This is a genomic window from Mesorhizobium sp. B2-3-10 (assembly GCF_006442275.1).
Taxonomy (GTDB): Bacteria; Pseudomonadota; Alphaproteobacteria; order Rhizobiales; family Rhizobiaceae; genus Mesorhizobium; species Mesorhizobium australicum.
Genome location: NZ_VFVT01000005.1, coordinates 215,399 through 241,086, shown reverse-complemented (window position 1 = coordinate 241,086; position 25,688 = coordinate 215,399). Strand labels below are relative to the sequence as shown.

The following is a 25,688-nucleotide window of genomic DNA, read 5'->3' as shown; positions in this document are numbered from 1 at the left end:
CTCCCCGTATAGTAACGGGGAGAAAGGGGCTGGCCGCGATCTCGGCGCTTTTATTGCAACGCTTGCAGTTGACGAAACTATCGATGAGAGCGCCCTTCTCCCCGTCACTATACGGGGAGAGGATGCCGGCAGGCAGGTGAGGGGCAGCGCCAACACCCGCAAGATATTCAGCCTTTGCCAATTTTTGCCGCCTTGCCCTTATCGAACCACCACAGCGTCTCGACCGGAAAGCCGTAATCGGGCTTTTGCTCGACAAAGCCGAACATGTCCCAATAGGCGACGCGGTGATTCGCCAGGAACCAACTAGGAATCCAATCGCATCGCGCACGCAAGACCCGGTCGAGCGCCCGCATCGCCACGGTCAGGTTTTCACGGTCCTTTGCCGCGCCCACGGCATTGATCAGCGTGTCGACAGCGGGATCGGAGATACCCGGCAAGTTGCGGGAGCCGGAGACGCCGACGGTGCTCGAATGGAAGAAGACTTCGAGATCATCCCGAGTCGGCGTCGCGCTGAACGAAAAAGCAGCAGACAAGAGGTCGAAGTCGAAACTCGCCTGCCTGGACTGGTATTGCGCCGAATCCACCAACCGTATCGTGGCGTCGATGCCGATCGCCTTCATGTTGGCGACCCAGGGCGAATAGACCTGGACGAAGGTGTCGTCATCGACCATGAACTCGGCTGAAAGCCGGCCTCCCTTGTCGTTAACGACAAAGTCGCCTGATCGCTTCCACCCGGCGGCGGACAGAAGTTTTGCCGCTTGGCCAAGCAGCTTGCGGTCGCGACCGGAGCCGTCGGACGCGGGCTGGGTCACTGCCTCGCCGAAGACCTCTGCCGGCAACTGGCTTCGCAGCGGCTCCAGCAGAGCCAGTTCTTGCGGCGACGGTGTCCCTTCGGCGCGAAAGTCCGATTTCTCGAAGCAGGATTGCGAACGCTCGTACGAGCCGTAGAAGAAGTTGCGGCGCGTCCACTCGAAATCGAAACATAGCGCCAGCGCCCGCCTCACCCTAGGGTCGCGAAACTGCTCTCGCCGCTGATTGACCGCGGTGGCCTGCATCGAGGGTCGCTTTTCGGCCGGGAATTCATGCTTGGCCACTTTGCCCGCGGTCATTGCAGGGAAGTCATAGGCGGTGGCCCAAACGCGTGACACGAATTCCTCGCGATAAGTGATCTCACCTTTCTTGAAGGCTTCGAATCCGGCGTTGCGGTTCTGGTAGAACTCGATGCGGATACGATCGAAATTGTTCTGTCCGCGATTGAACGCGAGGTCACGACCCCAATAGTCCGCCACCCGATCGTACTCGATCCATGCGCCGGCCGAGAAACGCCCGACCTTGTAGGCGCCGGACCCGAGCGGCGGGTTCAATTGCGAGGAATCGAAGGGATTTGCCGTGTAGAAGGCCTTGGACAGGATCGGGAATTCCACCACGTTGAGCACGGTCCGGGCGGATTGCTTGCCGGAAAAAGTAAGCCGCAGTGTGCGGTCATCGACGGCAACGGCATCGATCATGTGCGTCAGCGACAGCGATAGGTCGGGATGGCCCTTCTCCTTGTAGAGCTTGAAGGTGAAGGCAGAATCCTGCGCCGTCAGCGGCGTGCCGTCATGGAAACGCGCCTCGGGTCGAAGCGAGAAGGTGAAGCCATTGCGGTCGTCGGAGAGCGTCACGCCATCCGCGATCTGGCCATATACCGCGTCGGGTTCATCGAGCGCCCGCACCATCAGCGCGTCGAAACACATCTCCATGCGTGGCGGCGCATCGCCCTTGTTGGCGAAGGAGTTCAGCGTGTTGAAAGTCTGCGTATCCTGGTTGTAACCCCAATTCGGCGGCGAGAAATTGAAGATGCCGCCCTTGGGCGCATCGACTTTGACATAGTCGAAATGCGGGAAATCAGGCTTGTATTTGAGGTCGCCGAAGGCGGAAAGGCCGTGCAGCTTGGTGCCGGTCGCAACGTTTGCAAAGGCTTTGCCCGGCATCAGCGCTGCTGCAGCGGCAGCGCCACCCAAAGCCAGGAAATCGCGGCGGGGCAGGGCCGCCATCAATTGCCGCCCCATCAATTGCCGCCCTTGTATTTGGCCGCCAGCGTTTTTTCCTTGTCCGGGTCGATCCACCATGAATCGATGTCGGCGCCGACATAGGCAGGCTGTTTGTCGGGGAACTTGAACTTGTTCCAATAGGCCAGCCATACCGCTGAACGGTAATATTGCGGCACGACGTAGAAGTTCCACAGCAGGATGCGGTCGAGTGCGTGGGTGGCGGCGACGAGATCATCGCGATCTGTGGCGAAGATGATGCGATCGACAAGCGCGTCGACGACTGGATCCTTGATACCCATCAGGTTGCGCGAACCAGGCGCATCGGCGGCCTTGGAACTCCAGAAATCGCGCTGCTCGTTGCCGGGCGACTCCGACTGGCCGAACAGACCCGTCACGACATCAAAATCGAAATTGTTGACGCGGTTGATATACTGCGTCTGGTCGATGATGCGCAGGGTAGCGTCGACGCCGATCTTGCGCAGGTTGGCGATGTAGGGGCTGGCGATCACCTGGTCTGTGTCGTTCCAGCCGAGGATCTCGAACTTGAACGGTGCGCCTGTCTTGGCGTTAAGCATCTTGCCGCCCTTGATGATCCAACCGGCCTTGGCGAAGAGATCGACGGCCTGCTTCAGATACTTTCGTTCCGCTTGCGGCGAGTCGTAGACGGGCAGCTTGAACTCCTGAGAGAAGAGTTCTGGCGGCAGCTTGTCGCGATACTTTTCCAGGATTTCCAGTTCCTTGCCCTGCGGCAATCCGCTGGACGCCAGTTCGGTACCTTGGAAATAGCTCGATGTGCGTGTGTTGAAGCCGAAGAACAAGGTGCGATTCATGCTCTCGAAATCGAAGGGTATGGTCAATGCCTCGCGGACCAGTCGGTCCTGGAACAGCGGCCGCCTCTGATTTAGCACAAAGCCCTGCATCGGCTGCGGCGACCGGGTCTGGAAATCCTTCTTGATGACGTCGCCAGCCTGAATGGCCGGGAAATTATAGGCTGTAGCCCATTTGCGGGAGCTGTATTCGCGGTTGATGTCTTCCAGCCCACCCTTGGTGAAGGCAAGCCAGGCGGCATTGTCGTCGAGAATGTAGGTGTATCGGCGCGTGTTGAAATTCTCGCGGCCGATCTTCACCGGCAGCTTGGCCGCCCAGTAGTCGGGCACGCGCTGCCAGACGATCTCCGAGCCCGGCTTGAAGCTGGCGATCTTGTAGGCAGCCGAACCGAGCGGAATTTCCAGCGTCGGCCTGGTGACGTCGCGCTTCTTGCCATTGGCGTCCGTGCCTTCCCACCAATGCTTCGGCAGCACGGCGAGATCCCCAAGGATCTTCGGCAGTTCGCGGTTGCCCTTCTGGTTGAAATGGAACTCGACCTCGCGGTCGGAGATCGCCACCGCATCGGTGACGTTCTCGAAATAACGGCTGTATTGCGGGCTGTTCGCCTTCAGCATCTGGAACGACCAGATCACGTCGTCGACGGTGATCGGCTGATCGTCATGCCATTTGGCGCGGGGGTCGAGCCGGTAAGTCGCCGAGGAATAGTCGGCCGGGAATTTGTAGGCGTCGGCGATCAGAGGATGGCTGACGCTGCCCTCATCGGTCGCCTGCTCCATCAGCGTGTCATAGAGCAGGCCGCCGCCGAAGCCGACCAGGCCGGCGGCCGGCGAACCCTGCACGATATAGGGATTGAAGCTGTCGAAAGTGCCCAGCACCACCGAATTCAGCGTGCCGCCTTTGGGCGCGTTCGGATTGACGTAATCATAGTGCTGGAAGTTGTCGCCATATTTGGAGTCGCCGATCAGCGATGATGTCGTGCGCCACTCGTCGGCCAGGGCCGCCTGCAACCCCGCGGCCAGCAGGGCCGCCGCCAGCAATGATTTGAGAAGCACCCGGCCAAGCGTCATCCACTGTCCTCTTCGCGATGCGTGCCATCATCCAGAAAGGCAATCTAGATGATTTGTCGCGCGTGAAAACCGCCATGCGCGGCTTTGTCGCCGCATATGCGATTTTCCTAACGAAAAAGCCGGGCTGAACCCGGCTTTTTCAAGGTCGTCGAGACGATATTTGGGTTATTGAGCAGGCGCCGGTGCTGGGGCGGCCGGAGCTGGTGCGGCGGGAGCCGCAGGTGCCGCCGGCTTGGCGGGAGCAGCCCCTTCGGCCGGCTTGGCCGGTGCGGCACCTTCAGCCGGCTTGGCCGGCGCCGTCGCGTCGGCGGCAGCGCCCGGCGCGGGCAGCGGCTTGGGATTGTCCGACAGCGTGCGCAGATAGGCGATGACGTTGGCGCGGTCCTCTTCCTTGGGCAGGCCGGCGAAGCCCATCGCCGTGCCTTTCACGAATTTCTTCGGCGAGGTGATGAAGTGGTTGATGTTGTCGTAGGTCCACTTCTCGGCGCCGCCCTTGGAAAACTCCTTCATGCCGGCCGAATAGGCGAAGCCCTCATGCGCGGCGACGGGGCGGTCGATGAGATCCCACAAATCCGGGCCGACCTTGTTGGGGCCGCCCTTCTCGCCGGAGTGGCAGGCCTGGCATTTCTTGAAGATGGCGGCGCCCTGTTCGACACTTGCGCTGGCCAGAAGATCTGCGATCGGCTTTTCGGCTGCTGCCGGCCCGGCGGGGCCGCCCTCGGCGGGCTCGGCGGCCTCGATGGCGAAGCCGGGCTTTTCCGGAGCGGGCGAGGCAAACAGCGCGTCCGACACGATGCCGACCGAGAAGACCACGAAAATGGTTCCGAGCAATCCGGCGAGCAGCTTGTTGACTTCGTTGGAATCCATACGCCCCTTGCTCCCTTTTCCGGCGGACCGATCCGTCCACTCCGTCCGTCGGTATCGAGACCTGCCCTCCAGAGCCGGTCAAATCGGGCGGAAACTAGGTCTTTTGCTCCGGCGTTGCAACACCTATAAGGGCGCTTCCAGTGAGACCTTTTGCCACTTTCCCCTCCTCGTTTCGAACGCCTTGCCAGACCGATGTCAACCTTGATCCTGATCCCCGCCCGCATGGCCTCGACACGCCTGCCGGGCAAGCCGCTGGCCGACATATCCGGCGCCCCGATGATCGTCCACGTAGCGCGCCGCGCCGCCGAGGCCGGGCTTGGTCGTGTGGTGGTGGCGACCGACACGCAAAGCGTGGCCGAAGCGGTGCGGGCGCATGGTTTCGAGGCGGTGATGACGCGCTTGGATCATGAGTCGGGTTCGGATCGCATCCACGAGGCACTGTTGGCACTCGATCCCCGGGGCGAAGTCGAAACGATCGTCAATGTGCAGGGCGACCTGCCGACCATCGATCCCGGCATCATCGCCGCTTCGCTCAGGCCGTTCGACGACCCCTTGGTGGATATCGCCACGCTCGGCGTCGAGATCGTCCGCGAGGGGGAAAAGACCAATCCTAACGTCGTCAAGATCGTCGGGTCGCCGCTCACCGGCACGCGGTTGCGGGCGCTTTACTTCACCCGCGCCACGGCACCCTGGGGTGAGGGGCCGCTCTATCACCACGTCGGCCTATACGCCTATCGACGCGCGGCACTCGAGCGTTTCGTCGCGCTGAAGCCGTCGCCGCTTGAGCGCCGCGAGCGGCTGGAGCAGCTGCGGGCCCTGGAAGCCGGCATGCGCATCGACGCCGAGATCGTGCAGTCGCTGCCGCTTGGTGTCGACACCCCTGAAGACCTGGACCGTGCCAGGCAAATCCTTTCCAACTGAGATATCAGCATGCCTGAAAAGACCAATAGAATATCCTTCCAGGGCGAGCCCGGCGCCAATTCCGACACCGCCAGCCGCAACGTCTATCCCTCTATGGAGCCATTGCCGTGCCCGACCTTCGAGGACGCGTTCAATGCCGTGGAGACCGGCAAGGCCGATCTTGCCATGATCCCGATCGAGAACACCATCGCCGGGCGCGTCGCCGACATCCACCACCTTCTGCCGGAATCGAAGCTGCACATCGTCGGCGAATATTTCCTGCCGATCCATTTCCAGCTGATGGTGCTGCCGGGCGTCAGGCGCGACGAGATCAAGACCGTGCACACCCACATCCACGCCCTCGGCCAATGCCGCAAATACATCCGCAAGAACGGGTGGAAGGGAGTGGTCGCCGGCGACACGGCGGGCGCCGCCAAGATGGTCTCCGAGGTCAAGGACCGCACCATGGCCGCGTTGTCGCCGGCGCTGGCAGCGACGCTCTACGGGCTCGACATCATCGAGGAGAATGTCGAGGACACCGACAGCAACGTCACCCGCTTCGTCGTCCTGACCAAAAGCAAGCAATGGGCCGAGCGCCCGTCACCCGACGTCAAGATGATGACGACCTTCATCTTTCGCGTCCGTAACGTGCCGGCCGCGCTCTACAAGGCCATGGGCGGCTTCGCCACCAACGGCATCAACATGACAAAGCTGGAAAGCTACCAGCTCGGCGCCTTCACGGCGACGCTGTTCTACGCCGACATCGAGGGCCACCCCGACGATCCGCTGGTCAAGCTGGCGCTCGACGAGCTGCGGTTCTTCTCGCGCGAAGTGCGGATCCTCGGCGTCTATCCAGCCAGCGAGTCACGCGAGCAGTGGAAGGTGGCGGATTGAGCTACCAGCCCAACGGCACGTAATCGATCTCCATGAAGGCCTCGACCTCCGGCACCCAGCGGTCGCGCACGAAGGCGACATGGTCGGGATGGTCGTTGTACCTGGTGTAGGCGGCCTGGTCGGCGAACTCCATCGAGAAGCCGAACTGATAGTCGTTCTTCGGGCTGACCTGCCGCAATTGCTCGAAATGCGTGACGCCCCGGATCGCCGACAGGATTTTCCTGGCGTCGACGAGGAACCGCTTTTCCTCCAGCGAATGCGGTGGGTGCTTCAGCGTGAAGACGACGGTGTGACGGATCATTTGTCTCTCCTGCAATGACTTCGATATTCGTTATTCGCTGTCGACCCAGGCGCGGATGAGGTGGTGCGCAATGGCGCCTTTCGGCGGCGTGACCAGATTGTCGGGGTGCGTTCGGTCCAGCATCAGGCGCACCTCGTCGCGCAAAAACCAGCGGCAGTCCTCCAGTTCGTTGAGATCGGCCTGGATGTCCTCGTTGAGCGGCTCGCCGAAGCATCCGATCATCAGCGAATAGGGGAACGGCCAGGGCTGGCTGGCGTGGTAGACGACGCGGCCGAGCCGGATGCCCGCCTCTTCCAGCGTTTCGCGGCGCACCGCCGCCTCGATCGTCTCGCCCGGCTCGATGAAGCCGGCAAGCGCCGAATACATGCCCGGCGCGAAATGCCGGCCGCGCCCGAGCAGGCATTTCTCCCGCGTCGTGGTCAGCATGATCGCCACCGGGTCGGTGCGCGGAAAATGCTCAGTGCCGCAATTGGGGCAATGCCGCTTGTAGCCGCCGGCCCGCATCTGCGATTGCGTGCCGCATTTGCTGCAGAAGCGGTGGCTGGCGTGCCAGGCAAGCAGGGCGGCGCCCTGCGCCATCGCGCCGGCGGCCGCTTCGTCGATCAGCCCTTGCATATAGACCGAGCGGTAATCGATCGCCTTGACGGTTTCGGGCAGCTGTTCGGCATCGACGCCTGCAAGCACCGCCAGCACCGGCCCCTGTTCGGAAAAGCCGAGCAGCACGCCCTGGTCGACAGAAGGGCTGAAGGGCTCGCTTTCGGCGATGCCGAACCATGGGTCGAGGCGGCCGCCCTCGCCGGGCTTCAGCAGGAGCCTGCCGCCATTCATCAACAGCAGCCGCGTCGTCGGATCGGCCAGCGCCTTGTCGACCGAATCGTCGGCGCGGTTCTCGGATTGCCGGTCGATCGTGTTGCCGGCAAAGCCGACGAACTGGCTCGGCTCGCGCACGGGCGCGTCAAACAGGCGGAAGGTCATATGGACTCTGGTGTTTTGGGATGGACATGCTTGGGATGGACACGGCAAGGCTTATAGCGCTGCCCTTATCGTTTCGGCAAACCGGCGCAGATCGGAACGCTCATAGGGCTCGCGCAGGCCGTGCCCCCAGACTGGGCCGGGCCAGCCGGGATCGCCCTCGGACCGTGCGATGATGTGGACGTGCAGTTGGCGCACGATGTTGCCGAGCGCACCGGTGTTGATCTTGGTGCAGCCGCTCACCTTCTTCAGCGCCTGCGCCACCATATTGGTCTCGAAGGTCAGCATCGCCTGGTCGAGCGGCGTCATGTCATGGATCTCCTCCGCGCCCGGCCGCTGCGGCACCAGGAGCAGCCATGGCCAACGGCGGTCGTTCATCACCCGCAATTCGCACAGCCCCAGCCACATCAATTGCTCGCTGTCGGCCTCCAGCCGGGCATCCAGCGTGAATCCGGCCTTCAGGCCCGGCAGCATCGGCGTTTCCCTTGCTTTTCTTGGTTTCCTCAAACCATGAACGCTAGAGCGGCTGCACCGGTGCTGCAAGCGAATCTGGTGGTTCGCGGTGCCGATTTGCCTGCGCACTTGCATTTCGTCGCGCAATTGCCGATATGGACAGCGGGAGGTTGGTGGTGGACGATCCACTCGCCAACCGGGTCAGGTCCGGAAGGAAGCAGCCCTAACGAGCCCGGAACGGGTCATTGTTCCAGCCTCCCACCTCATCGGCCCTCCTCGCGACATTGACGACGCATTGCAGCGCGGGCGAGACTATGCGCAGGAATCGGCGCCTGTGGGCGCGGCCTTTTGGAGCTTAACGGGCGAATGAGCGAAGCCGGAAATTCGGGCCCCGATAGTCTGGCGACGGGCAAGGCCGCTGCCTACCGCGTGCTGGCGCGCAAATACCGTCCGTCGAATTTTTCCGAACTCGTCGGCCAGGAGCCGATGGTGCGCACCCTCACCAATGCCTTTGCCACCGGCCGCATTGCCCAGGCCTGGATGCTGACCGGTGTGCGCGGCGTCGGCAAGACCACCACCGCGCGCATTTTGGCGCGTGCCCTGAACTATAAAACCGCCACCACGGATCAGCCCTCAGTCGACCTCGCCGTGCTTGGCGAGCACTGCCAGGCGATCATGGAAGGCCGCCATGTCGACGTCATCGAGATGGACGCCGCTTCGCACACCGGCATCGACGACATCAGGGACATTATCGAGCGCGTGCGCTACGCGCCGGTCTCGGCCCGCTACAAGGTCTACATCATCGACGAAGTGCACATGCTGTCGACGCAGGCCTTCAATGGCCTGCTGAAGACGCTGGAAGAGCCGCCGCCGCACGTCAAGTTCATCTTCGCCACCACCGAGATCCGCAAGGTTCCGATCACCGTCCTGTCGCGCTGCCAGCGATTCGACCTGAGGCGCATCGATGCTGGCGCGCTCGTCTCGCATCTCTCCTCGATCGCTGGCAAGGAAGGCATTTCGGTCGACGACGACGCGCTGGCGATGATCGCGCGCGCTGCGGAAGGTTCCGCCCGCGATTCGCTCTCCATTCTCGACCAGGCGATCGCCCATGGCGCCGGCTCGGTCAGCGCCGAGGCCGTGCGCGCCATGCTGGGGCTGGCCGACCGCGCCCGCATCGTCGATCTGTTCGAACATGTGATGAAGGGCGATGTGGCGGCAGCCCTTGGGGAGTTTCGCGCGCAATACGATACCGGCGCCGATCCGGCCGCCGTGCTCACCGATCTTGCCGAGTTCAACCATCTCGTCACCAGACTGCGCTTCGTGCCGACCGCGATGGACGATGCCTCGCTGTCGCAGGACGAGCGTCAGCGCGGTGCCGATTTCGCCCGGGCGTTGTCGGTCAGAGTGCTGTCGCGGACCTGGCAGATGCTGCTCAAGGGCATTCCCGAGGTGCAGTCCTCCAACAGGCCGGTCAGTGCCGCCGAAATGGTGTTGATCCGGCTGGCGCATGCCGCCGACCTCCCGACATTGGACGAGGCGCTGAGATCGCTGGAGAGCGGCGCCTCGGCAACTGGCGCCGCGCCGCGCCCGAACGGCGCGCCGATGAGCCCCGGCCCCGTGACTCCCGGCAATGGCGACAATGGCGCCAGCGCCCTGGCGCAGGCGCGCATGCCTGGCGGCTCGGGCGGCGCCCAGACCATGCGGCTGGTCGAGGCCACGCCTACTCCGACTGCGTTCGTCGCGCCCCCGCAGCCGGCGCCGGAGACGCAAGCCGTACCGCTGAAATCGCTGGCCGACATCGTTGCCCTTGCCGACGCGAAACGCGACATTGCCTTCAAGGTGCTGATCAAGAGCTGCATCCGCCTCGTGCGCATCGAACCGGGCCGCATCGACGTAAGCCTGACCGACGATGCGCCCAAGATGCTGCTCAACGACCTGACGACCAAGCTGCGCGCCTGGACCGGCCGCAACTGGCTGGTGTCGCTGTCGAAGGAGGAGGGCGGCCAGACGCTGGCCGAGATGGAATCGACGAAGCGTGAAAACGCTTTCCTCGATGCCAGGAACGACCCGACCGTGGCCTCCATCCTGGCCCGCTTTCCCGGCGCCAAGATCATCGATGTGCGCATTCCCGACACGCCCGACGCCGACGCGAGCGAGGCCGAAATGCCGGTCGAGCCGCCGGCCGATGACGACGAACCCTGATATCCAGCACTAATCCGCAAAGGATCGGACCATGAAAGATCTTCTCGGCCTGATGGGCAAGGCGAAGGAAATGCAGGCCAAGTTCCAGGCCATGCAGGATGAGATTGCGACGGTCGAAGCCCTCGGCCAGGCCGGCGGCGGCCTGGTCAGCGTCACGCTGAGCGGAAAATTCGATATCAAGTCGCTGAAGATCGACCCGTCCTTGTTCAAGGAGGACGACGTCGAGATCCTCGAGGATTTGATTCTTGCCGCGCACAATGACGCCAAGGCCAAGGTCGAGCAGATCATGCAGGAAAAGACCAAGGCGCTGACCGCCGGCCTGCCCATTCCCCCGGGAATGAAACTGCCTTTCTGATGCATGTCGCCCAAAAGCATGCCCACGGGCTCGGCCCTGAGGTGCGCAGGCAACGATATGCATGAAAGCTGAGACCGGCGCCCATGATCGACGAGCCGTCCGAAAGACTGATCGAGCAGCGTATCCGCAACAGGATCTACGAGATTCTGGAAATCCTCGCCGATTGCGATGCCGGTGTCGATCTCGTCGGCATCAAGGGCTACTTCAACCTGTTCGAGGATTTCGTGCATCGGCCGTCGATCGAGGCCGGCACGTCGGCGCTTTCAAGAGATGAACGCGCGATCGTGCTGGAAATCGCCGAATTCCTGGAGGCGGCCTCCGAAACAAATCCTGATTTCACCAAGGCCGAGTTCATCGACAGCGACTGGCCGGGCAAGATCGCGCCGACGGCCAGGGAGGCGCGGGCGCTGTTTCTCAGGCGCGGCCTGTTTTCAGAGAAGATCGAAGAGATCGAGCCCGGCCGGCCGGCAGCAATCGCCGCCGGGCAATAGGCCGTTTTGGAACGCATGGCGCGGTCTTGCCGGGAAAGGCACTTGGCGTTTCCCCAAGGGAATTGCGGCAAAACGAAGAGAGAACGGTCATCATCAGTGTGAAACGATGGCTCGATCTATCTGGAAAGCCTCGATTTTGTGTCAATTCGGCAACAGTATGCCGTTAATAACGTTTTGGCCATCATTTTGCCCGAAAGTGTCTCATTCTTGCCGCAGCCTGGGGGCGGGCGTTGAAGTGAGAGGGTTACCTGTGATCGCGATGCGATGGAAGACGCCGCTGTTGCTCGGCGTCGTTACGTCTCCCCTTTTCTTGGCCGCTTGCAGCCAGACCACCTCGCACGGCATGTCCGTCGCCAGCCTGACCGACGCCATCACGCCGAGCTTTCTGAGTTCGCGCGCCTACAGTCATACGCCGAAGGACAGGGAATGCCTGGAACGGGCGATGTTCTTCGAATCCAACCGGTCGAGCCGCGACGGCATGATCGCCGTCGGCACGGTGGTGATGAACCGGCTGCGCTCGGGCAACCATGGCAGCACCATCTGCCAAGTGGTCGGTGAGCCCGGGCAATTCGCGCCGGGCGTCATGACCAGATCGATGAATTCGCGCGCAATGCCCGATGTCGAAGAGGCCGCCGACGCCGTGCTCAAGGGCGAGCGCAAGACCAAGCTCAAGAACACGATGTATTTCCACACCGCCGGCCTGCGCTTCCCCTACAAGAACATGCACTACACCATGGTTGCCGGCGGCAACGCCTTCTACGAGAAGCGCGGCCGCAACTGGCAGCCGCTGCCGGATGAGCCGATGATTGCCTCGGCCGAGCAGCCGGCGGCGTTGCCGGGGGTACCCGCGACACGGGTCGCATCCATCGAGACAGTGCGCCCGGCCAAGGCATCAGTTCGCAACGCTCCAGCCCAGCAAGTCTACATGACCGCCGCGGCGGAACCGGCGGCCAAGCCGGAGCCCGTCCGTACCGCCCCCGCGCAGCAGACCTATCTGACCGCGGCCGCGGCGCCGACGGCAAAATCCGCGCGGGTCTCGGCGAAGCCGGTGGAAGTTGCCATGCAGGAGCCGATGGAAGAGCCGGATGCCGCCCGTTTTGGCGGAACCCTGAACAGCGGAACCTCGAACAAACGGGTCATCTCCTCGATCCAGGACGCTCCACAGCAAGCCTCGATGGGATTCCAGTCGACGCCTGAAAACACCGATGCCATAGGCGCGATGATTGTCAGCCAGGGCCGCCCGCTCGAAACAAACTAATTCTCGCATGGCAGCATGGCGAACCGTGCGTCGAAGGGGGATGTTTCAAAGCGCTCTGAAAAATCCTAGATCAGAGCGATGTCCAAGCGAATCGCCGGTCCCGAGATCGAACGCCTGATCCAGCTCCTGGCCAAGGTGCCGGGGCTTGGCCCCCGTTCGGCCAGGCGCGCCGCGCTGCACCTGATCAAGAAGAAGGAACAGCTGCTTTCGCCGCTGGCCGCCGCCATGGGCGAGGCCGCCGACAAGGTGCGCATCTGCTCGACCTGCGGCAATGTCGACACCTCGGACCCCTGCATGATCTGCACGGACCCACGCCGCGATGCCGCCACCCTGATCATCGTCGAGGACGTCTCTGATCTCTGGGCGCTGGAGCGGGCGGCGGCGATGAACGTGCGCTACCACGTGCTCGGCGGCACGCTGTCGCCGCTCGACGGCATCGGCCCCGACCAGCTCAACATCCGCTCGCTGATCGATCGCGTCGCCGGCGGCGAAATCAAGGAAATCATCCTCGCCGTCAACGCGACGGTCGAGGGCCAGACCACCGCGCACTACCTCACCGATCAGCTCTCCGGTTTCGAGGTCAAGATAACGCGGCTGGCGCACGGCGTGCCGGTCGGCGGTGAGCTCGACTATCTCGACGAAGGCACGCTGGCCGCGGCACTGCGCTCGCGGACGGCGTTTTGAGGCGTTCCTGGAGATGATTGCCACAGAACGCGACCTTCGCAAATTTAGTCTTGCATTCTTTCTAGCCGCACTCCTCGCCGTCTTCCTCACCATCCCCGCTTCCGCCGCCAAGATCGACGACCAGTTCCGTGCCTGGCTTCAAACCGACCTCTGGCCGGACGCCAAGGCGAAAGGCGTCTCCAAGCAGACTTTCGACGCCGCCTTCAGCGGCGTGAAGCCGAACCTCGAACTCCCCGACCTTGTCATGCCGGGCGAGAAGCCGAAGACGCCGCAGAAGCAGCATCAGGCCGAGTTCGGATCGCCCGGCGCCTATTTCGCCGAGAAGACGGTTCGTGCGGTGACATCAGGTGGACGCGCCCGCGAAGCCGCCAACGCCCGCACGCTTGCCTCGATCGAGAAGCGCTATGGCGTGCCGGTCGAAATCCTTCTGGCGATCTGGGGCCGCGAAACCGGCTTCGGCGCGGCGAAGATGCCCTACGACGCCTTCGAGGTGCTGGGCACCAAGGCATTCATGTCGACGAAAAAGGATTTCTTCCGCACAGAACTGCTGGCGGCGCTGGAAATCGTCGAGCGTGGGCTGGCGCCGGTCGGCGCGATGAAATCGTCCTGGGCCGGCGCGCTCGGCCAGCCGCAATTCATGCCGACCTCGTTGCTCAAGCATGCCGTCGATTTCGACGGCGACGGCCGCGTCGACATCTGGAATTCGACGCCCGATGTGCTGGCCTCGATCGCCAATTATCTTGTCCACTACGGCTGGGTGAGGGGACGCAGCTGGGGTTTCGAGGTGATGGTGCCCCAGAGCGTCTCCTGTTCGCTGGAGGGCCCGGACCAAGGCAAAAAGATTGCACAATGGGCTGCCATGGGCGTCGAGCGCGTCGGCGGCAAGGCGTTCCCGGCAAGCGAGCTGAAGGCGGAAGGTTTCCTGCTGATGCCGGCCGGGCGCAGCGGTCCGGCCTTCATCGCGACCCCCAATTTCTACGTGCTGAAGGAATACAACACCAGCGACCTCTATGCGCTGTTCATCGGCCATGGCGCCGACCGCATCGCCCATGGCGACCAGAATTTTACCGGTGGCTGGGGTCCGGTCGGCGATCTCCACCGCTCCGATATCGCCGCCTTGCAGCGTGCCTTGGAAGCCAAGGGCTATGATGTCGGCAGCGCCGACGGCCTGCCTGGCTTCAAGACCCGCCGCTCGATCGGCAGATGGCAGGAAAAGAATGGCCAGGCCGCCACCTGTTTTCCCGATGCCGGCCTCGTCGCGGCGCTGAAATAGCTTCGAATCTAGCAGATTTTTTCTCGATCGGTGCCTCGATTGGCTGATGTATGCGTCGACACGCCCGCCCGCCATTCTGGTCCAATGAACCGTCGCATAAATGCTCGTTGCCCACCGCTGGGCCGCCGGATATGCTGTTGACCAACTGGACAAAAACCACGACGTTAGTGGGGCAGAGGCTCTCGTCGAGCCTTGAAAGAACACCGTAACCCTGAGCCGGGAACTCAGGTCAACCAACAACAAAACAGGGAACAATCATCATGATGATGGAAAAGCTTGCTCTACGATCCCGCATCCTGCTTGCGGGCGCCGCCATGTCGGCGCTGCTTTTGGCCGGAGCGCCGGCTGGCGCGGTCACCCCCGCCGATACGCTTGTCGAAGGTTTTGCCATCGATGACATCATCTCGATGGATCCGGGCGAGGCGTTCGAGCTGTCGACCGCCGAAGTCACCGGCAACACCTATGATCTTCTTGTCCGCCTCGACCTCAGCGACACTTCCAAGGTCAAGCCCGATCTCGCCGAAAGCTGGACCGTCTCCGACGATGGCCTGACCTATACGTTCAAGCTCAAGCCGGGCCTGAAATTCGCCTCCGGCAACCCGATCACCGCCGCCGACGTCGCCTGGTCGTTCGAGCGCGCCGTCAAGCTGGACAAGAGCCCGGCCTTCATCATCGATCAGTTCGGCATCAGCGGCGACAACGTCACCGAGAAGGCCAAGGCGGTCGACGACACAACCTTCCAGTTCACCGTCGACAAGGCCTATGCGCCAAGTTTCGTGCTGAACTGCCTGTCGGCCACCGTCGCTTCCATTGTCGACGCCAAGCTGGTCAAGGAACATGTCGCGGCGGTGACGCCGAGCGCCGACTACAAATGGGACAACGACTTCGGCAACGCCTGGCTGAAGACGGGCTACGCCGGCTCGGGCGTCTACAAGCTGCGTGAATGGCGTGCCAACGAGGCGGTCGTCATGGAGCGCAACGACAATTATTACGGCGAAAAGGCCAAGCTCGCCCGCGTCATCTACCGCAACATGAAGGAAAGCTCGGCGCAGCGCCTGGCGCTCGAAGCCGGCGACATCGACGTTGCCCGCAACCTCGAGCCGAACGACCTCGACGCCATCGCCAAGAATGCCGACCTCACCACCACCAGCGCGCCGAAAGGCACCGTCTACTACATCAGCCTCAACCAGAAGAACCCGAACCTCGCCAAGCCCGAGGTCCGCCAGGCCTTCAAATACCTGGTCGACTATGACGCCTTGAGCACGACCATCCTCAAGGGCATCGGCGAGATCCACCAGACCTTCCTGCCCAAGGGCGTTCTGGGCGAACTGGACGAGAACCCGTTCAAGCTCGATGTCGCCAAGGCCAAGGAACTGCTGGCCAAGGCCGGCCTGCCCGACGGCTTCAGCGTCACCATGGACGTGCGCACCGGCCAGCCGACCACCGGCATGGCGGAATCCATCCAGCAGACGCTCGGCCAGGCCGGCATCAAGCTGGAGATCATCCCCGGCGACGGCAAGCAGACGCTGACCAAATACCGTGCCCGCAACCACGACATCTATATCGGCCAGTGGGGCCAGGACTATTTCGATCCGAACTCCAATGCCCAGACCTTTGCCTCGAACCCGGACAATTCGGATGCTGGCAAGTCGAAGACGCTGGCATGGCGCAATGCCTGGGACATTCCGGACCTGACCAAGCAGACGGAAGCAGCCCTGCTCGAGAAGGATTCTGGCAAGCGCGCCGATATGTACAAGGATCTCGAAAAGAAGATCCTCGACACCAGTCCCTTCGTCGTCATCCACCAACAGTTGGAAGTCGCCGGTCTGCGCAAGAACCTCAAGGACTTCGCGCTTGGTCCGAGCTTCGACACCAACTTCGTCGGGCCGGTCTCCAAGGAATAGCGTTCGCGGACACGCCCGCATGAGCGCGATTGAAAACGAGGGCGGGCGCGGCAGCGCCCGCGCCGTAGCCCTTGCATCTTCGCTTGGCCGATTCCTGGTCATTGCGGTGACGACCTATCTTGGTCTTCTCGCGGTCACCTTCTTCATTGGCCGTGTCATCCCGATCGACCCGGTGCTGGCCGTTCTCGGCGACCGGGCACCCGCCAATGTCGTGGAGCGCACGCGCCGCGAGATGGGTCTCGACCTGCCGTTGATCGAGCAGTTCTACATCTATGTGAAACATGCGCTGAGCGGCGATTTCGGCACCTCGGTGCTGACCACCAACCCTGTCATGACCGATATCCGCCGCGCCCTTCCGGCAACCACGGAACTGGCGACATTCGGGACACTGATCGGCGCGCTGTTCGGTGTGCCGCTCGGGGTACTGGCCGCGGTCAAACGCGGCAGCTTCGTCGATCAGATCGTGCGCATCATCGGCCTGATCGGCTATTCCGTACCCATCTTCTGGCTGGGTCTGCTGGCCCTGGTGCTGTTCTACGCGAAGCTGCAATGGGTGGCCTTCCCTGCACGGCTCGACGTCGTCTACGAATACACTTTCACGCCGATCACCGGTTTCTACCTGCTCGACTCCGCCATGCAGGGACAGTGGGACGTCTTTTACGACGCCTTCCGTCACATCATCCTGCCGGCCTCGCTGCTCGGCTATTTCTCGCTGGCCTATATCAGCCGCATGACGCGCTCGTTCATGCTCAACGAACTCGCCCAGGAATATGTCGTCGCCGCGCGCGCTAAGGGCCTGTCGGAAACCCGCATCATCTGGGGCCACGCGCTGCGCAATGCCGCCGTGCCGATGGTGACCGTGATCGCGTTATCCTATGCCGGGCTGCTCGAGGGCTCGGTGCTGACCGAGACCGTCTTCTCCTGGCCGGGCATCGGCCTCTACATCACCAACTCGCTGCAGAACGCCGACATGAATGCCGTTCTCGGCGGTACCATCGTCATCGGCTCGGTGTTCATCGCCATCAATCTTCTGTCCGACCTGCTTTATCGTGTGCTCGACCCGAGGACGAAGACAGGATGAGTAGAGGTATTGCACTTTCGGGCTTGGCTGCGGCTAATCACCCCCACTCCGGCCCTTCGGGCCACCTCTCCCCCTGCCCGGGGGAGAGGAAAACGCGGTCGCAGGCTTGGCGCCTTTCCTCTCCCCCGTCGAACGGGGGAGAGGTGGTCTGCGAAGCAGACCGGAGTGGGGGTCGACAGCTTAAAGAGGCATCGTCATGACCGCCTCCGACGCCCGCACCTTCTCCCGTCGCGAATGGTTGCTGTCGGAGCGGCCGGCATCGCGCTTGCAGGCAAGGCTCGGCCGCGCCTATGTCGCGTGGCGGCGCTTTTCCGCCAACCGGCTGGCCTTTGTCGGCCTGCTGATCATCATCGCGCTGCTGCTCGTCGCCGTCCTTGCCGGTATGCTGGCGCCGTATTCGCCGACGTTCGGTGACCTGAAGAACGCGCGGCTGCTGGCGCCGAGTGCTCAGCACTGGTTCGGCACCGACGACCTCGGCCGCGACATCTATTCGCGCATCCTCTACGGCTCCCGCTGGACGCTTTATGTCGTCGTCCTGGTCGCCATCATCGCCGCTCCCATCGGTCTCCTGGTCGGCACCGTCGCCGGCTATGCCGGCGGCTGGACCGATGCCATACTGATGCGCATCACCGACATCTTCCTTGCCTTCCCCAAGCTGGTGCTGGCGCTGGCCTTCGTCGCCGCCCTTGGCCCCGGCATCGAGAACGCCGTGCTGGCGATCGCCATCACCTCCTGGCCGCCCTATGCGCGCATCGCCCGCGCCGAGACGCTCACCGTGCGCAACTCGGACTATATCAAGGCCGTGCAATTGATGGGCGCCTCGCCTTTCCGTATCGTGCTTCGCCACATCATGCCATTGTGCATCTCCTCGCTGATCGTCCGCGTGACGCTCGACATGGCGGGCATCATCCTGACGGCCGCGGGCCTCGGCTTCCTCGGCCTTGGCGCGCAGCCGCCGCTGCCGGAATGGGGCACCATGATCGCTTCGGGTCGCCGCTTCATCCTCGACCAATGGTGGGTGGCTGGTGCGCCGGGCTTCGCCATCCTCATCGTCAGCCTCGGCTTCAACCTGCTTGGCGACGGCCTGCGCGACGCACTCGATCCCCGCAGCGGTGACCAATGAGTGGCCCCCCTGATCAGCAGCGATCCAAGAGCACGCTTCTCGACGTCGAGGATCTGCGCGTCACCTTTCCGACCCGCACCGGCATGATCGAGGCGGTGCGCGGCGTTTCCTTTTCGCTTGGCCGCGAACGCCTCGGCATCGTCGGCGAGTCCGGTTCCGGCAAGTCGCAGACAGGCCGCGCCATCATGGGCCTGACACCGCCGCAGGCCCGCATATCGGCCAATAGATTGACTTTCGACGGCATCGACCTGCTCGGCATCTCGCCGCGCCAACGCCGGGCGCTGCGGGGCAACCGCATCGCCATGATCCTGCAGGACCCGAAATATTCGCTCGATCCGGTGATGAGCATCGGCCGCCAGATCGTCGAGACGCTGCGCACCCACGAAAAGGTCGGCAAGGCCGAGGCGCGCGAGCGCGCGCTGGCCATGCTCGAGGCGGTGCAGATCCGCGATCCCAAACGCGTCTTCGACCTGCATCCGCACGAAGTGTCGGGCGGCATGGGCCAGCGCGCCATGATCGCCATGATGCTGATCGCCGGACCGGAAATGATGATCGCCGACGAGCCGACCTCGGCGCTCGACGTCACGGTGCAGCTCGACGTGCTCGGCATCCTCGACAGGCTGGTCGCGGAGCGCGGCATGGGCCTGATCTTCATCTCGCACGATCTGCGCTTGGTCTCGTCCTTCTGCGACCGCGTCATCGTCATGTATGCCGGCAAGGTCGTCGAGCAGCTCAAGGCGTCGGAATTGAGTCAGGCCCAGCATCCCTACACGCGGGGGCTGCTCAACTGCATGCCAAAAATCGGCGCCGACCGTCACCCGCTGCCGGTGCTCGACCGCAAGCCGGAGTGGGCGGCATGACTTCTGCGATTGCCGTCGACAGGCTGGAGGTGATCTTCGACCGCTTCCGCGCGCTGAAGGGTGTCAGCCTCGACGTGCAGCAGGGCGAATCCTTCGGCCTGGTCGGCGAATCCGGCTCGGGCAAATCGACATTGCTGCGGGCCATAGCCGGCCTCGCGCCGGTCGCCTCGGGCAGCATCACAGTCAATGGCAAGACGCTCGGCGCGCGCCGCGACAAGGCCTTTTACCGCGAAGTGCAGATGGTCTTTCAGGATCCTTACGGCTCGCTGCACCCGCGCCAGACCGTCGACCGCCTGCTGCAGGAGCCGCTCGCCATCCATGGTTTTGCCGATGGCGAAAAGCGGATCGAACGCGCGCTCGACGAGGTCGGCCTCGGCAACGGCTTTCGTTTCCGTTACGCGCACCAGCTTTCCGGCGGTCAGCGCCAGCGCGTGGCGATCGCGCGCGCGCTTATCCTCGAGCCCTCGATCCTGCTGCTCGACGAGCCGACCTCGGCCCTCGACGCCTCGGTGCAGGCGGAAGTCCTCAACCTGCTGGAGGAAGTCCGCCCGCGGCGCAAGCTGACCTTCCTGATGGTCAGCCACGACCTCGCAATCATCACCCATATGTGCGAGCGGCTGATGGTGATGCAGGGCGGCGAGGCGGTAGAGAATCTGGTGGCCAACGATCTCGTCGAGCGCCGTGTGACGAAGGATTATACGCGCAACCTGTTGCGGGCCAGTGACGGGTTTGTGAGGACGGCTCCGAAGCAGATCTGACGATAGTTCTCCGCGTCACGCCAGGGAGCTCGACCTCGCCTTAAGTTTCCGCAACAGCGGCGAGGTCTACTTCGCCGCCCTGTTCCCGCTTCGGCTCCTTGATCCTGAACCACGTCACATAAAGCGCCGGCAGGAACAAGAGCGTGATCGCGGTACCCGCTATGATGCCGCCCATCATCGCATACGCCATCGGCCCCCAGAACACTTCGCGCGCGATCGGGATCAGCGCCAGGCTGGCCGCGGCCGCCGTCAGCGCGATCGGCCGCATGCGGTGCTCCGTTGCCTCGATGACCGCGGCCCAGCGATCCCTGCCCTCGGCGACAAGGTCCTCGATCTGCACGATCAGGATGACCGAGTTGCGGATCAGGATGCCGATCAGCGCCAAGACGCCGAGAATGGCGACGAAGCCGAGCGGCGCTCCGCTCGGCACCAGGGCCGCGACCACGCCGATCAGCCCGAGTGGCGCCACCGCCACCACCAGGAACAGGCGCTGGAAGCTCTGCAACTGCACCATCAGGATGGTCGCCATGACGAACAGCATCAGCGGCACCACGGCCGCGATCGGCCCCTGGCTCTTGGCGCTTTCCTCGACGGAGCCGGCGGTCTCGACCGAATAGCCGGCCGGCAGCTTGGCGATAAAGGCGTCGACCGACGGTTTCAACTCGTTGACGACGGTCGCCGGCAGCACGTCGCCGACCAAGCCGGCGCGCACGGTGATGGTCGGGATGCGGTCGCGTCGCCACACGGTGGGCTGCTCCAGATCGTAGCGAAAATTGGCCACCGCGGCGAGTGGGATCGCCTCGCCATTTCCGGTCGGCAATTGGATGTTTTGCAGCGTCTCGATCGAGCCGCGTTCGGCCTCGCGCGAGCGAGCCACGACGTTGATCAGGTACGTCGCGTCACGCACCTGCGTGATCGTCGCGCCGCCCACCGTGCTGTTCAGTGTGCTGGCGATGTCGGACGAGGTGATGCCGAGTTGGCGCGCCTTGTCCTGCAGCACGTCGACCCTCAGCACACGCTGCGGTTCGTTCCAGTCGAAAGTCGGCGCCGCGAGTTTCGGATTGACCGAGATCACGCCGGCGAATTGCTGCGCCAGTTCTCGCACCGTCTGGATGTCGGGGCCGCCGACGCGGTACTGCACAGGCCGCCCGACCGGCGGTCCGAGTTCAAGCGGCTTGACGAAAGCGTCGGTGCCGACAAACTCCGCGCGCAGCAGCTTCTCCAGCGCCGGCTTCACCCGGTTGCGCGCCTCGATGCTCTTGGTGACGATCACCGTCTGGCCGAAATAGGGATTGGCCGGCTGCACGTCATAGGCCAGCACGAAGCGCACGGCGCCCTGACCGATATAGGACGAAAAATGATCGATGTCGGGATTGCCAACCAGCGCCCGCTGTTCGAAGTGCTCCATCTGGTCGCGCGTCTCGGCAATCGACGAGTTCTGTGGCAGGTTCCAATCGACGATCAGCTCCGGCCGGTCGGAAGGTGGGAAGAACTGCTGCTGCACCAGGCCGAAGCCGGCGATCGAGGCGGCGAACAGAAGCACGGTCACGATGATCGTCAGCCAGTGATGGCGCACCGAGCCGACAAGGACGCGCCGGAACAGCGACGTGAAGCGCCCTGGCTGGTCATGATGCTTGGTCTTCATCGTCGCCGGCAGGATGGTCACGCCGAGCAGCGGCGCGAACAGCACCGCCACGATCCATGACACCAGCAGCGACACCGCAATGACGACGAACAAGGTGAAGGTGTATTCGCCGGCAGCACTCGAGTTGAGCCCGATCGGGATGAAGCCCGCGACCGTCACCAGCGTGCCGGTCAGCATCGGGAAGGCGGTCGAGGTGTAGACATAGGTCGCCGCCTTGCGCAGGCTGTCGCCGACCTCCAGCCGCGCCACCATCATTTCGACCGCGATCATCGCGTCGTCGACCAGCAGCCCGAGCGCGATGATCAGAGCGCCGAGCGAAATGCGCTGCAGCGATATCCCCAGATACTCCATGACCGTGAAGGTGATGGCCAGCACCAGCGGGATCGACAGCGCCACCACGAAGCCGGCGCGCATGCCAAGGCTGATGAACGAGACGGCAAGCACGATCGCCACCGCCTCGAACAGCGCACGCGTGAACCCTGAGACCGCCTCCTCGACGATGACGGGCTGGTCGGCTACCAGATGCACGCCGACGCCGACCGGCAGGTCGGCCAGCACCTTGTTCATCTCCTCATGCAGCGCCTCGCCGAATTTGAGCAGATTGGCGTTGGGCTTCATGCCGATGGCAAGCCCGATCGCGTTCTGGCCGTTGAAGCGGAACAAGGCCGTCGGCGGGTCGGCATAACCGCGCGTGATCGTCGCCACGTCGCTCAGCCGGAAGAACCGATCGTTGACGCGCAGGTTGATCGCGCGCAGGCTCTCCTCGGAGGTGAACTGGCCGCCGACGCGCACGCTGATGCGCTCCGGCCCGGACTGGATGACGCCGGACGGGGTGATCGCATTCTGGGCCTGCAGGCTGGCGACGATTTGCTGCTGGTTGAGGCCAAGCGCCGCTATCTGGCGCGTCGAGAATTCGAGATAGATGGCCTCGTCCTGCGCGCCGACCAGATCGACCTTGCCGGCATTGGGCACGGTCAGGATCTTGGTCCTGACATCCTCCACATAGTCGCGCAACTGGCGTGGCGTCAGCCCGTCTGACGTGAAGGCATAGATGTTGCCGTAGACATCGCCGAAGCGGTCGTTGAAGAACGGTCCCTGCACGCCTTGCGGAAATTGCGCCTTGATGTCGTTGACCATGTTGCGCACCTGAAGCCAGTTCGGCACGACTTCGCGCGCCTTGGTGGTGTCCTTCAGGTTGACGAAGATGACGGTCTGGCCGGCGGTGGTGACGGATCTGGTGAAGTCGAGACTGTCGAGCTCCTCGAGCTTTTTCTCGATGCGATCGGTCACCTGCTGCACCGTCTCCTTGACCGAGGCACCCGGCCAGTTGGCCTGGATGATCATGGTCTTGATGGTGAAGTTGGGGTCTTCCTCGCGGCCGAGATTAAGATAGGAAAATACGCCGGCCACGACGAAGACCAGCATGAAATACCAGACCAGCGAGCGGTGGTTGAGCGCCCAGTCGGAGAGGTTGAAGCCCTTCATGAGGCCCCTCCCGCGGGGACTTTGACCTTCTGGCCGTCGACGAGGCTGTGAACGCCGGCGGTGACGACGCGCATGCCGGCTTCGAGCCCTTCCGCCACAGTGAAGGTGCCGCCAGCCTTCCGCGCGACCTTGATATCGCGCGCGCTCACGCTCGACGTCTTTGGATCGACGATCCACACTTTTTCAGAACCGTTTTTTTCGAGCAGCGCCGAGATGGGCAGTTCGATCGTTGGTACGACCTTGGTCATCCGCGTCGCGGTTACCGTCGAACCGAGCCTGAAGGCTTGGGGCGGGTCGGTGAGCGTCAGCTTGACGCGCCGGGTGCGGGTCGAGCCCTCGGACTGGGGCGCGATCTCGCGCAGCTTGGCCTCTGTCTGGATTGTCGGCAGCGACTGCAAGATGACCTGGAAGGGCGTGCCGGCCGAGAGATCGCTGGTCAACTGGTCGGGAATATCGACAACCGCTTCACGCGGGTCCGAGCGTGCCACGGTGACGACCGTCTGGCCCGGTGAGACGGTTTGGCCGACCTCCGCGCCGACGGCGGTGACGACGCCGTCGAAATCCGAGAACAGCCTGGCGTAGCCGAGCTGCTCCTGGGACTTGGCCAGCGAAGCCTTGGCCCGCTCGACGCTGGCTTCCGCGGCTTTGCGTGCCTGCTGCGCGGCATCGAAGACAGACTGCGATGTATTGGCCGAGGTGAGCAACTGGCGCTGGCGCTCCTCGCTGGCCGCGGCATTGGCGAACTGCGCCTGCGCATTGGAGAGTTCGGCCCTGGCCGCCTGGACGGCCAGCTCCAGCGCGGTCGGGTCGAGTGCCGCGATCGTCGTGCCCTTGCTGACGATGTCGCCGACCTTGACGTCGCGCGAGACGACGCGACCGAGCAGTCGGAAGGCAAGATCGGCACTGACCTGCGGTTCGACCGAGCCGGCGAAACCGAAGATCTGGGTGGTGCGCGGCTCGACCACGACCGACAGCACCGGCCGGACGATCTCCGGCGGTTTTTCCTCCGATTTCGAACAGGCTGCGAGCGTGCCAAGCGCGGCAAGGCCAAGCAGGAGCCGCTTCATTGCGCCGCTCCCGATATTTCGACTGTCTGGCCGGGGTTGAGCAGTTGCCCGCCTGACGTAACGACGCTCTGGCCCTCGCTCAGTCCCTTGGCAATGACGACGGTACCCGAATCGAACGCCAGCACCTCGACCGGCGTCGTCGCGACTGCCTTGGTCGCGGGATCGACGATCCAGACCGCCGGCTTGCCGGCGCTGGATGTCAGGGCCTGCCAGGGCAACAGGATCGCCTTCGCCGGTTTGGCGCCGACTGAGCCGATGACGGCCGCCCCAAGCGGCATGCCGGCGGGCGTCTCGGGAATGGCGACCTTGACCCTTATCGAGCCCGAAGCCGGGTCGACCGCCGGCGAGATCTCGCGCACCTTGCCCGTTGCTCTGACCTGCGGATCGGATAACAGCGTGATCGTCACCGCCGGCGAGGCCGGCGTCCTGGCGACCAGCGTCTCCTGCACGTTGAACACGGCGTCGCGGTCACCGTCCTCGGCAACGGTGAAGACGGTCTGCGCCGCCTGCACCACCTGGCCGGCTTCGACCTGGCGGGCGGTGATCACGCCGGCGGCACCGGCCTTGAGTTCGGTGAAAGACAGGTTCTGCCGGGCGTTGGCGAGCGCGCTCTGCGCGGCACCGACGCTGCCTTGCGCCACCTTCAGTGCCTGGTCGGCCGCGTCATAATCGCGCCTGGTGGTGAAGCCCTGGGCAAGCAGCGTCTTTTGCCGCTCGAAAGTGGCCGCGGCCTGGGTCAGTTGCGCCTGCGCGGCATCGAGATCGGCCTGCGCCGATCGCAGATCGGATTCCTGCTCCTGCGGATCGATGCGGGCAAGCACTGTCCCCTGATCGACATGCTGGCCGACATCGACAAGCCGCTCGGCGACGCGTCCGCCAACCCGGAACGAAAGATTGTTCAGCGTGCGCGCCGCGATCACCCCGGTCAGCGAGGTTCTCGGCGCATAGTCGGCCATCGCCACCGTTTCGGTGCGCACCATGACCGGCAGCTTCTTGTCCGCCGCCGCCTGCTTTTGGCAACCGGCGAGCAGCGCCAGGGCCGTGCAGGCGAGAATTGAAGCGGCTGGAAAAGACAAAAGGCTGGGAGTTTTGGCGGATGGCGGCGAGACGGACGATGTCACGTTCCTGCTCATGGCTCCCCTCGGCCGCGCGCCGGTCGCTGATCGCGGTCCCTCGCGGATAACAGG

22 protein-coding genes and 1 other RNA gene are annotated in these 25,688 nt (G+C 63.6%); 14 read left to right on the top strand and 9 right to left on the bottom strand.

The genetic code is table 11. From position 1 onward, the window contains the following. Positions 1-167 precede the first annotated feature (167 nt). The 3 genes from FJ943_RS16625 to FJ943_RS16615 all read right to left on the bottom strand — a co-directional run bounded on the left by FJ943_RS16625 (position 168) and on the right by FJ943_RS16615 (position 4,795). On the bottom strand, positions 168-2,036 hold the full coding sequence (locus FJ943_RS16625) for an extracellular solute-binding protein (RefSeq protein ID WP_140723020.1): 1,869 nt from the start codon (positions 2,034-2,036) through the stop codon (positions 168-170). A gap of 14 nt (positions 2,037-2,050) precedes the next feature. Further along, positions 2,051-3,928, bottom strand: a complete 1,878-nt coding sequence (locus FJ943_RS16620) for an extracellular solute-binding protein (protein WP_140723017.1) — start codon at positions 3,926-3,928, stop codon at positions 2,051-2,053. A 165-nt stretch (positions 3,929-4,093) separates the two neighbouring features. Continuing rightward, positions 4,094-4,795 (bottom strand): cytochrome c family protein, encoded by a 702-nt coding sequence (locus tag FJ943_RS16615; RefSeq protein WP_140660620.1) that lies wholly within the window; start codon positions 4,793-4,795, stop codon positions 4,094-4,096. A gap of 192 nt (positions 4,796-4,987) precedes the next feature. On the opposite strand from FJ943_RS16615, the gene FJ943_RS16610 reads away from it, so the two are divergent. Both FJ943_RS16610 and FJ943_RS16605 read left to right on the top strand, forming a co-directional pair. Continuing rightward, entirely contained in the window at positions 4,988-5,716 is a 729-nt protein-coding gene (locus tag FJ943_RS16610; protein WP_140660621.1) for a 3-deoxy-manno-octulosonate cytidylyltransferase, read from the top strand. 9 nt (positions 5,717-5,725) lie between these two features. After that, a complete protein-coding gene (locus tag FJ943_RS16605) occupies positions 5,726-6,589 on the top strand; it encodes a prephenate dehydratase (RefSeq protein ID WP_015314050.1) in 864 nt (287 codons plus the stop codon). A 1-nt stretch (position 6,590) separates the two neighbouring features. On the opposite strand, the gene FJ943_RS16600 is transcribed toward FJ943_RS16605, so the two are convergent. The 3 genes from FJ943_RS16600 to FJ943_RS16590 are packed head-to-tail and all read right to left on the bottom strand — an operon-like array spanning position 6,591 to position 8,336. After that, positions 6,591-6,890 carry a Dabb family protein gene (locus tag FJ943_RS16600; RefSeq protein ID WP_140723014.1) on the bottom strand — a complete coding sequence of 100 codons (300 nt, stop codon included), beginning with the start codon at positions 6,888-6,890 and terminating at the stop codon, positions 6,591-6,593. A 30-nt stretch (positions 6,891-6,920) separates the two neighbouring features. After that, the gene (gene nudC, locus FJ943_RS16595) at positions 6,921-7,865 is read right to left on the bottom strand and encodes an NAD(+) diphosphatase (protein WP_140723011.1); all 945 of its coding nucleotides are present in this window, start codon (positions 7,863-7,865) and stop codon (positions 6,921-6,923) included. A 51-nt stretch (positions 7,866-7,916) separates the two neighbouring features. Next, positions 7,917-8,336 carry an HIT family protein gene (locus tag FJ943_RS16590; protein ID WP_140507712.1) on the bottom strand — a complete coding sequence of 140 codons (420 nt, stop codon included), beginning with the start codon at positions 8,334-8,336 and terminating at the stop codon, positions 7,917-7,919. A 144-nt stretch (positions 8,337-8,480) separates the two neighbouring features. Between FJ943_RS16590 and ffs the strand changes: the two genes are divergently transcribed. The 12 genes from ffs to FJ943_RS16530 all read left to right on the top strand — a co-directional run bounded on the left by ffs (position 8,481) and on the right by FJ943_RS16530 (position 20,304). Continuing rightward, positions 8,481-8,577, top strand: an RNA gene (gene ffs, locus FJ943_RS16585) — signal recognition particle sRNA small type. A 104-nt stretch (positions 8,578-8,681) separates the two neighbouring features. Next, the gene (locus tag FJ943_RS16580; protein ID WP_140723008.1) at positions 8,682-10,517 is read left to right on the top strand and encodes a DNA polymerase III subunit gamma/tau; all 1,836 of its coding nucleotides are present in this window, start codon (positions 8,682-8,684) and stop codon (positions 10,515-10,517) included. 31 nt (positions 10,518-10,548) lie between these two features. Beyond that, entirely contained in the window at positions 10,549-10,872 is a 324-nt protein-coding gene (locus FJ943_RS16575) for a YbaB/EbfC family nucleoid-associated protein (protein WP_015314045.1), read from the top strand. An 83-nt stretch (positions 10,873-10,955) separates the two neighbouring features. After that, complete coding sequence (locus FJ943_RS16570; protein WP_140614800.1) at positions 10,956-11,363, top strand: hypothetical protein; 408 nt, start codon at positions 10,956-10,958, stop codon at positions 11,361-11,363. 250 nt (positions 11,364-11,613) lie between these two features. After that, a complete protein-coding gene (locus tag FJ943_RS16565; RefSeq protein WP_140723005.1) occupies positions 11,614-12,621 on the top strand; it encodes a cell wall hydrolase in 1,008 nt (335 codons plus the stop codon). A 78-nt stretch (positions 12,622-12,699) separates the two neighbouring features. Beyond that, positions 12,700-13,305 carry a recombination mediator RecR gene (gene recR, locus FJ943_RS16560; RefSeq protein ID WP_015314042.1) on the top strand — a complete coding sequence of 202 codons (606 nt, stop codon included), beginning with the start codon at positions 12,700-12,702 and terminating at the stop codon, positions 13,303-13,305. A gap of 13 nt (positions 13,306-13,318) precedes the next feature. Next, a complete protein-coding gene (locus FJ943_RS16555) occupies positions 13,319-14,578 on the top strand; it encodes a lytic murein transglycosylase (protein ID WP_140723002.1) in 1,260 nt (419 codons plus the stop codon). Positions 14,579-14,838: 260 nt separating this feature from the next. Next, the gene (locus FJ943_RS16550; RefSeq protein ID WP_140722999.1) at positions 14,839-16,482 is read left to right on the top strand and encodes an ABC transporter substrate-binding protein; all 1,644 of its coding nucleotides are present in this window, start codon (positions 14,839-14,841) and stop codon (positions 16,480-16,482) included. 19 nt (positions 16,483-16,501) lie between these two features. Further along, positions 16,502-17,563 carry an ABC transporter permease gene (locus tag FJ943_RS16545; RefSeq protein WP_140614796.1) on the top strand — a complete coding sequence of 354 codons (1,062 nt, stop codon included), beginning with the start codon at positions 16,502-16,504 and terminating at the stop codon, positions 17,561-17,563. A 196-nt stretch (positions 17,564-17,759) separates the two neighbouring features. Next, positions 17,760-18,686, top strand: a complete 927-nt coding sequence (gene nikC, locus FJ943_RS16540; protein ID WP_015314038.1) for a nickel transporter permease — start codon at positions 17,760-17,762, stop codon at positions 18,684-18,686. Then, the gene (locus tag FJ943_RS16535) at positions 18,683-19,546 is read left to right on the top strand and encodes an ABC transporter ATP-binding protein (RefSeq protein ID WP_140614795.1); all 864 of its coding nucleotides are present in this window, start codon (positions 18,683-18,685) and stop codon (positions 19,544-19,546) included. Before nikC ends, FJ943_RS16535 begins: the two co-directional genes overlap by 4 nt. Further along, entirely contained in the window at positions 19,543-20,304 is a 762-nt protein-coding gene (locus FJ943_RS16530) for an ABC transporter ATP-binding protein (RefSeq protein ID WP_140722996.1), read from the top strand. Before FJ943_RS16535 ends, FJ943_RS16530 begins: the two co-directional genes overlap by 4 nt. A 40-nt stretch (positions 20,305-20,344) precedes the next feature. On the opposite strand, the gene FJ943_RS16525 is transcribed toward FJ943_RS16530, so the two are convergent. From FJ943_RS16525 to FJ943_RS16515, 3 genes are read right to left on the bottom strand one after another with little or no spacing between them, the layout of a single operon-like run. Continuing rightward, on the bottom strand, positions 20,345-23,434 hold the full coding sequence (locus FJ943_RS16525; protein WP_140722994.1) for an efflux RND transporter permease subunit: 3,090 nt from the start codon (positions 23,432-23,434) through the stop codon (positions 20,345-20,347). After that, positions 23,431-24,501, bottom strand: a complete 1,071-nt coding sequence (locus tag FJ943_RS16520; RefSeq protein ID WP_140722991.1) for an efflux RND transporter periplasmic adaptor subunit — start codon at positions 24,499-24,501, stop codon at positions 23,431-23,433. Before FJ943_RS16520 ends, FJ943_RS16525 begins: the two co-directional genes overlap by 4 nt. Then, on the bottom strand, positions 24,498-25,634 hold the full coding sequence (locus tag FJ943_RS16515; RefSeq protein ID WP_140722988.1) for an efflux RND transporter periplasmic adaptor subunit: 1,137 nt from the start codon (positions 25,632-25,634) through the stop codon (positions 24,498-24,500). Before FJ943_RS16515 ends, FJ943_RS16520 begins: the two co-directional genes overlap by 4 nt. Between the last annotated feature and the right edge of the window lie 54 nt (positions 25,635-25,688).

Excerpts from the sequence above, each read along its gene's own strand:
- FJ943_RS16625 (WP_140723020.1), bottom strand. The coding sequence starts at position 2,036 with ATGGCGGCCCTGCCCCGCCGCGATTTCCTGGCTTTGGGTGGCGCTGCC.
- FJ943_RS16620 (WP_140723017.1), bottom strand. The coding sequence starts at position 3,928 with ATGACGCTTGGCCGGGTGCTTCTCAAATCATTGCTGGCGGCGGCCCTG.
- FJ943_RS16615 (WP_140660620.1), bottom strand. The coding sequence starts at position 4,795 with ATGGATTCCAACGAAGTCAACAAGCTGCTCGCCGGATTGCTCGGAACC.
- FJ943_RS16610 (WP_140660621.1), top strand. The coding sequence starts at position 4,988 with ATGTCAACCTTGATCCTGATCCCCGCCCGCATGGCCTCGACACGCCTG.
- FJ943_RS16605 (WP_015314050.1), top strand. The coding sequence starts at position 5,726 with ATGCCTGAAAAGACCAATAGAATATCCTTCCAGGGCGAGCCCGGCGCC.
- FJ943_RS16600 (WP_140723014.1), bottom strand. The coding sequence starts at position 6,890 with ATGATCCGTCACACCGTCGTCTTCACGCTGAAGCACCCACCGCATTCG.
- nudC (WP_140723011.1), bottom strand. The coding sequence starts at position 7,865 with ATGACCTTCCGCCTGTTTGACGCGCCCGTGCGCGAGCCGAGCCAGTTC.
- FJ943_RS16590 (WP_140507712.1), bottom strand. The coding sequence starts at position 8,336 with ATGCTGCCGGGCCTGAAGGCCGGATTCACGCTGGATGCCCGGCTGGAG.
- FJ943_RS16580 (WP_140723008.1), top strand. The coding sequence starts at position 8,682 with ATGAGCGAAGCCGGAAATTCGGGCCCCGATAGTCTGGCGACGGGCAAG.
- FJ943_RS16575 (WP_015314045.1), top strand. The coding sequence starts at position 10,549 with ATGAAAGATCTTCTCGGCCTGATGGGCAAGGCGAAGGAAATGCAGGCC.
- FJ943_RS16570 (WP_140614800.1), top strand. The coding sequence starts at position 10,956 with ATGATCGACGAGCCGTCCGAAAGACTGATCGAGCAGCGTATCCGCAAC.
- recR (WP_015314042.1), top strand. The coding sequence starts at position 12,700 with ATGTCCAAGCGAATCGCCGGTCCCGAGATCGAACGCCTGATCCAGCTC.
- FJ943_RS16555 (WP_140723002.1), top strand. The coding sequence starts at position 13,319 with ATGATTGCCACAGAACGCGACCTTCGCAAATTTAGTCTTGCATTCTTT.
- FJ943_RS16550 (WP_140722999.1), top strand. The coding sequence starts at position 14,839 with ATGATGATGGAAAAGCTTGCTCTACGATCCCGCATCCTGCTTGCGGGC.
- FJ943_RS16545 (WP_140614796.1), top strand. The coding sequence starts at position 16,502 with ATGAGCGCGATTGAAAACGAGGGCGGGCGCGGCAGCGCCCGCGCCGTA.
- nikC (WP_015314038.1), top strand. The coding sequence starts at position 17,760 with ATGACCGCCTCCGACGCCCGCACCTTCTCCCGTCGCGAATGGTTGCTG.
- FJ943_RS16535 (WP_140614795.1), top strand. The coding sequence starts at position 18,683 with ATGAGTGGCCCCCCTGATCAGCAGCGATCCAAGAGCACGCTTCTCGAC.
- FJ943_RS16530 (WP_140722996.1), top strand. The coding sequence starts at position 19,543 with ATGACTTCTGCGATTGCCGTCGACAGGCTGGAGGTGATCTTCGACCGC.
- FJ943_RS16525 (WP_140722994.1), bottom strand. The coding sequence starts at position 23,434 with ATGAAGGGCTTCAACCTCTCCGACTGGGCGCTCAACCACCGCTCGCTG.
- FJ943_RS16520 (WP_140722991.1), bottom strand. The coding sequence starts at position 24,501 with ATGAAGCGGCTCCTGCTTGGCCTTGCCGCGCTTGGCACGCTCGCAGCC.
- FJ943_RS16515 (WP_140722988.1), bottom strand. The coding sequence starts at position 25,634 with ATGAGCAGGAACGTGACATCGTCCGTCTCGCCGCCATCCGCCAAAACT.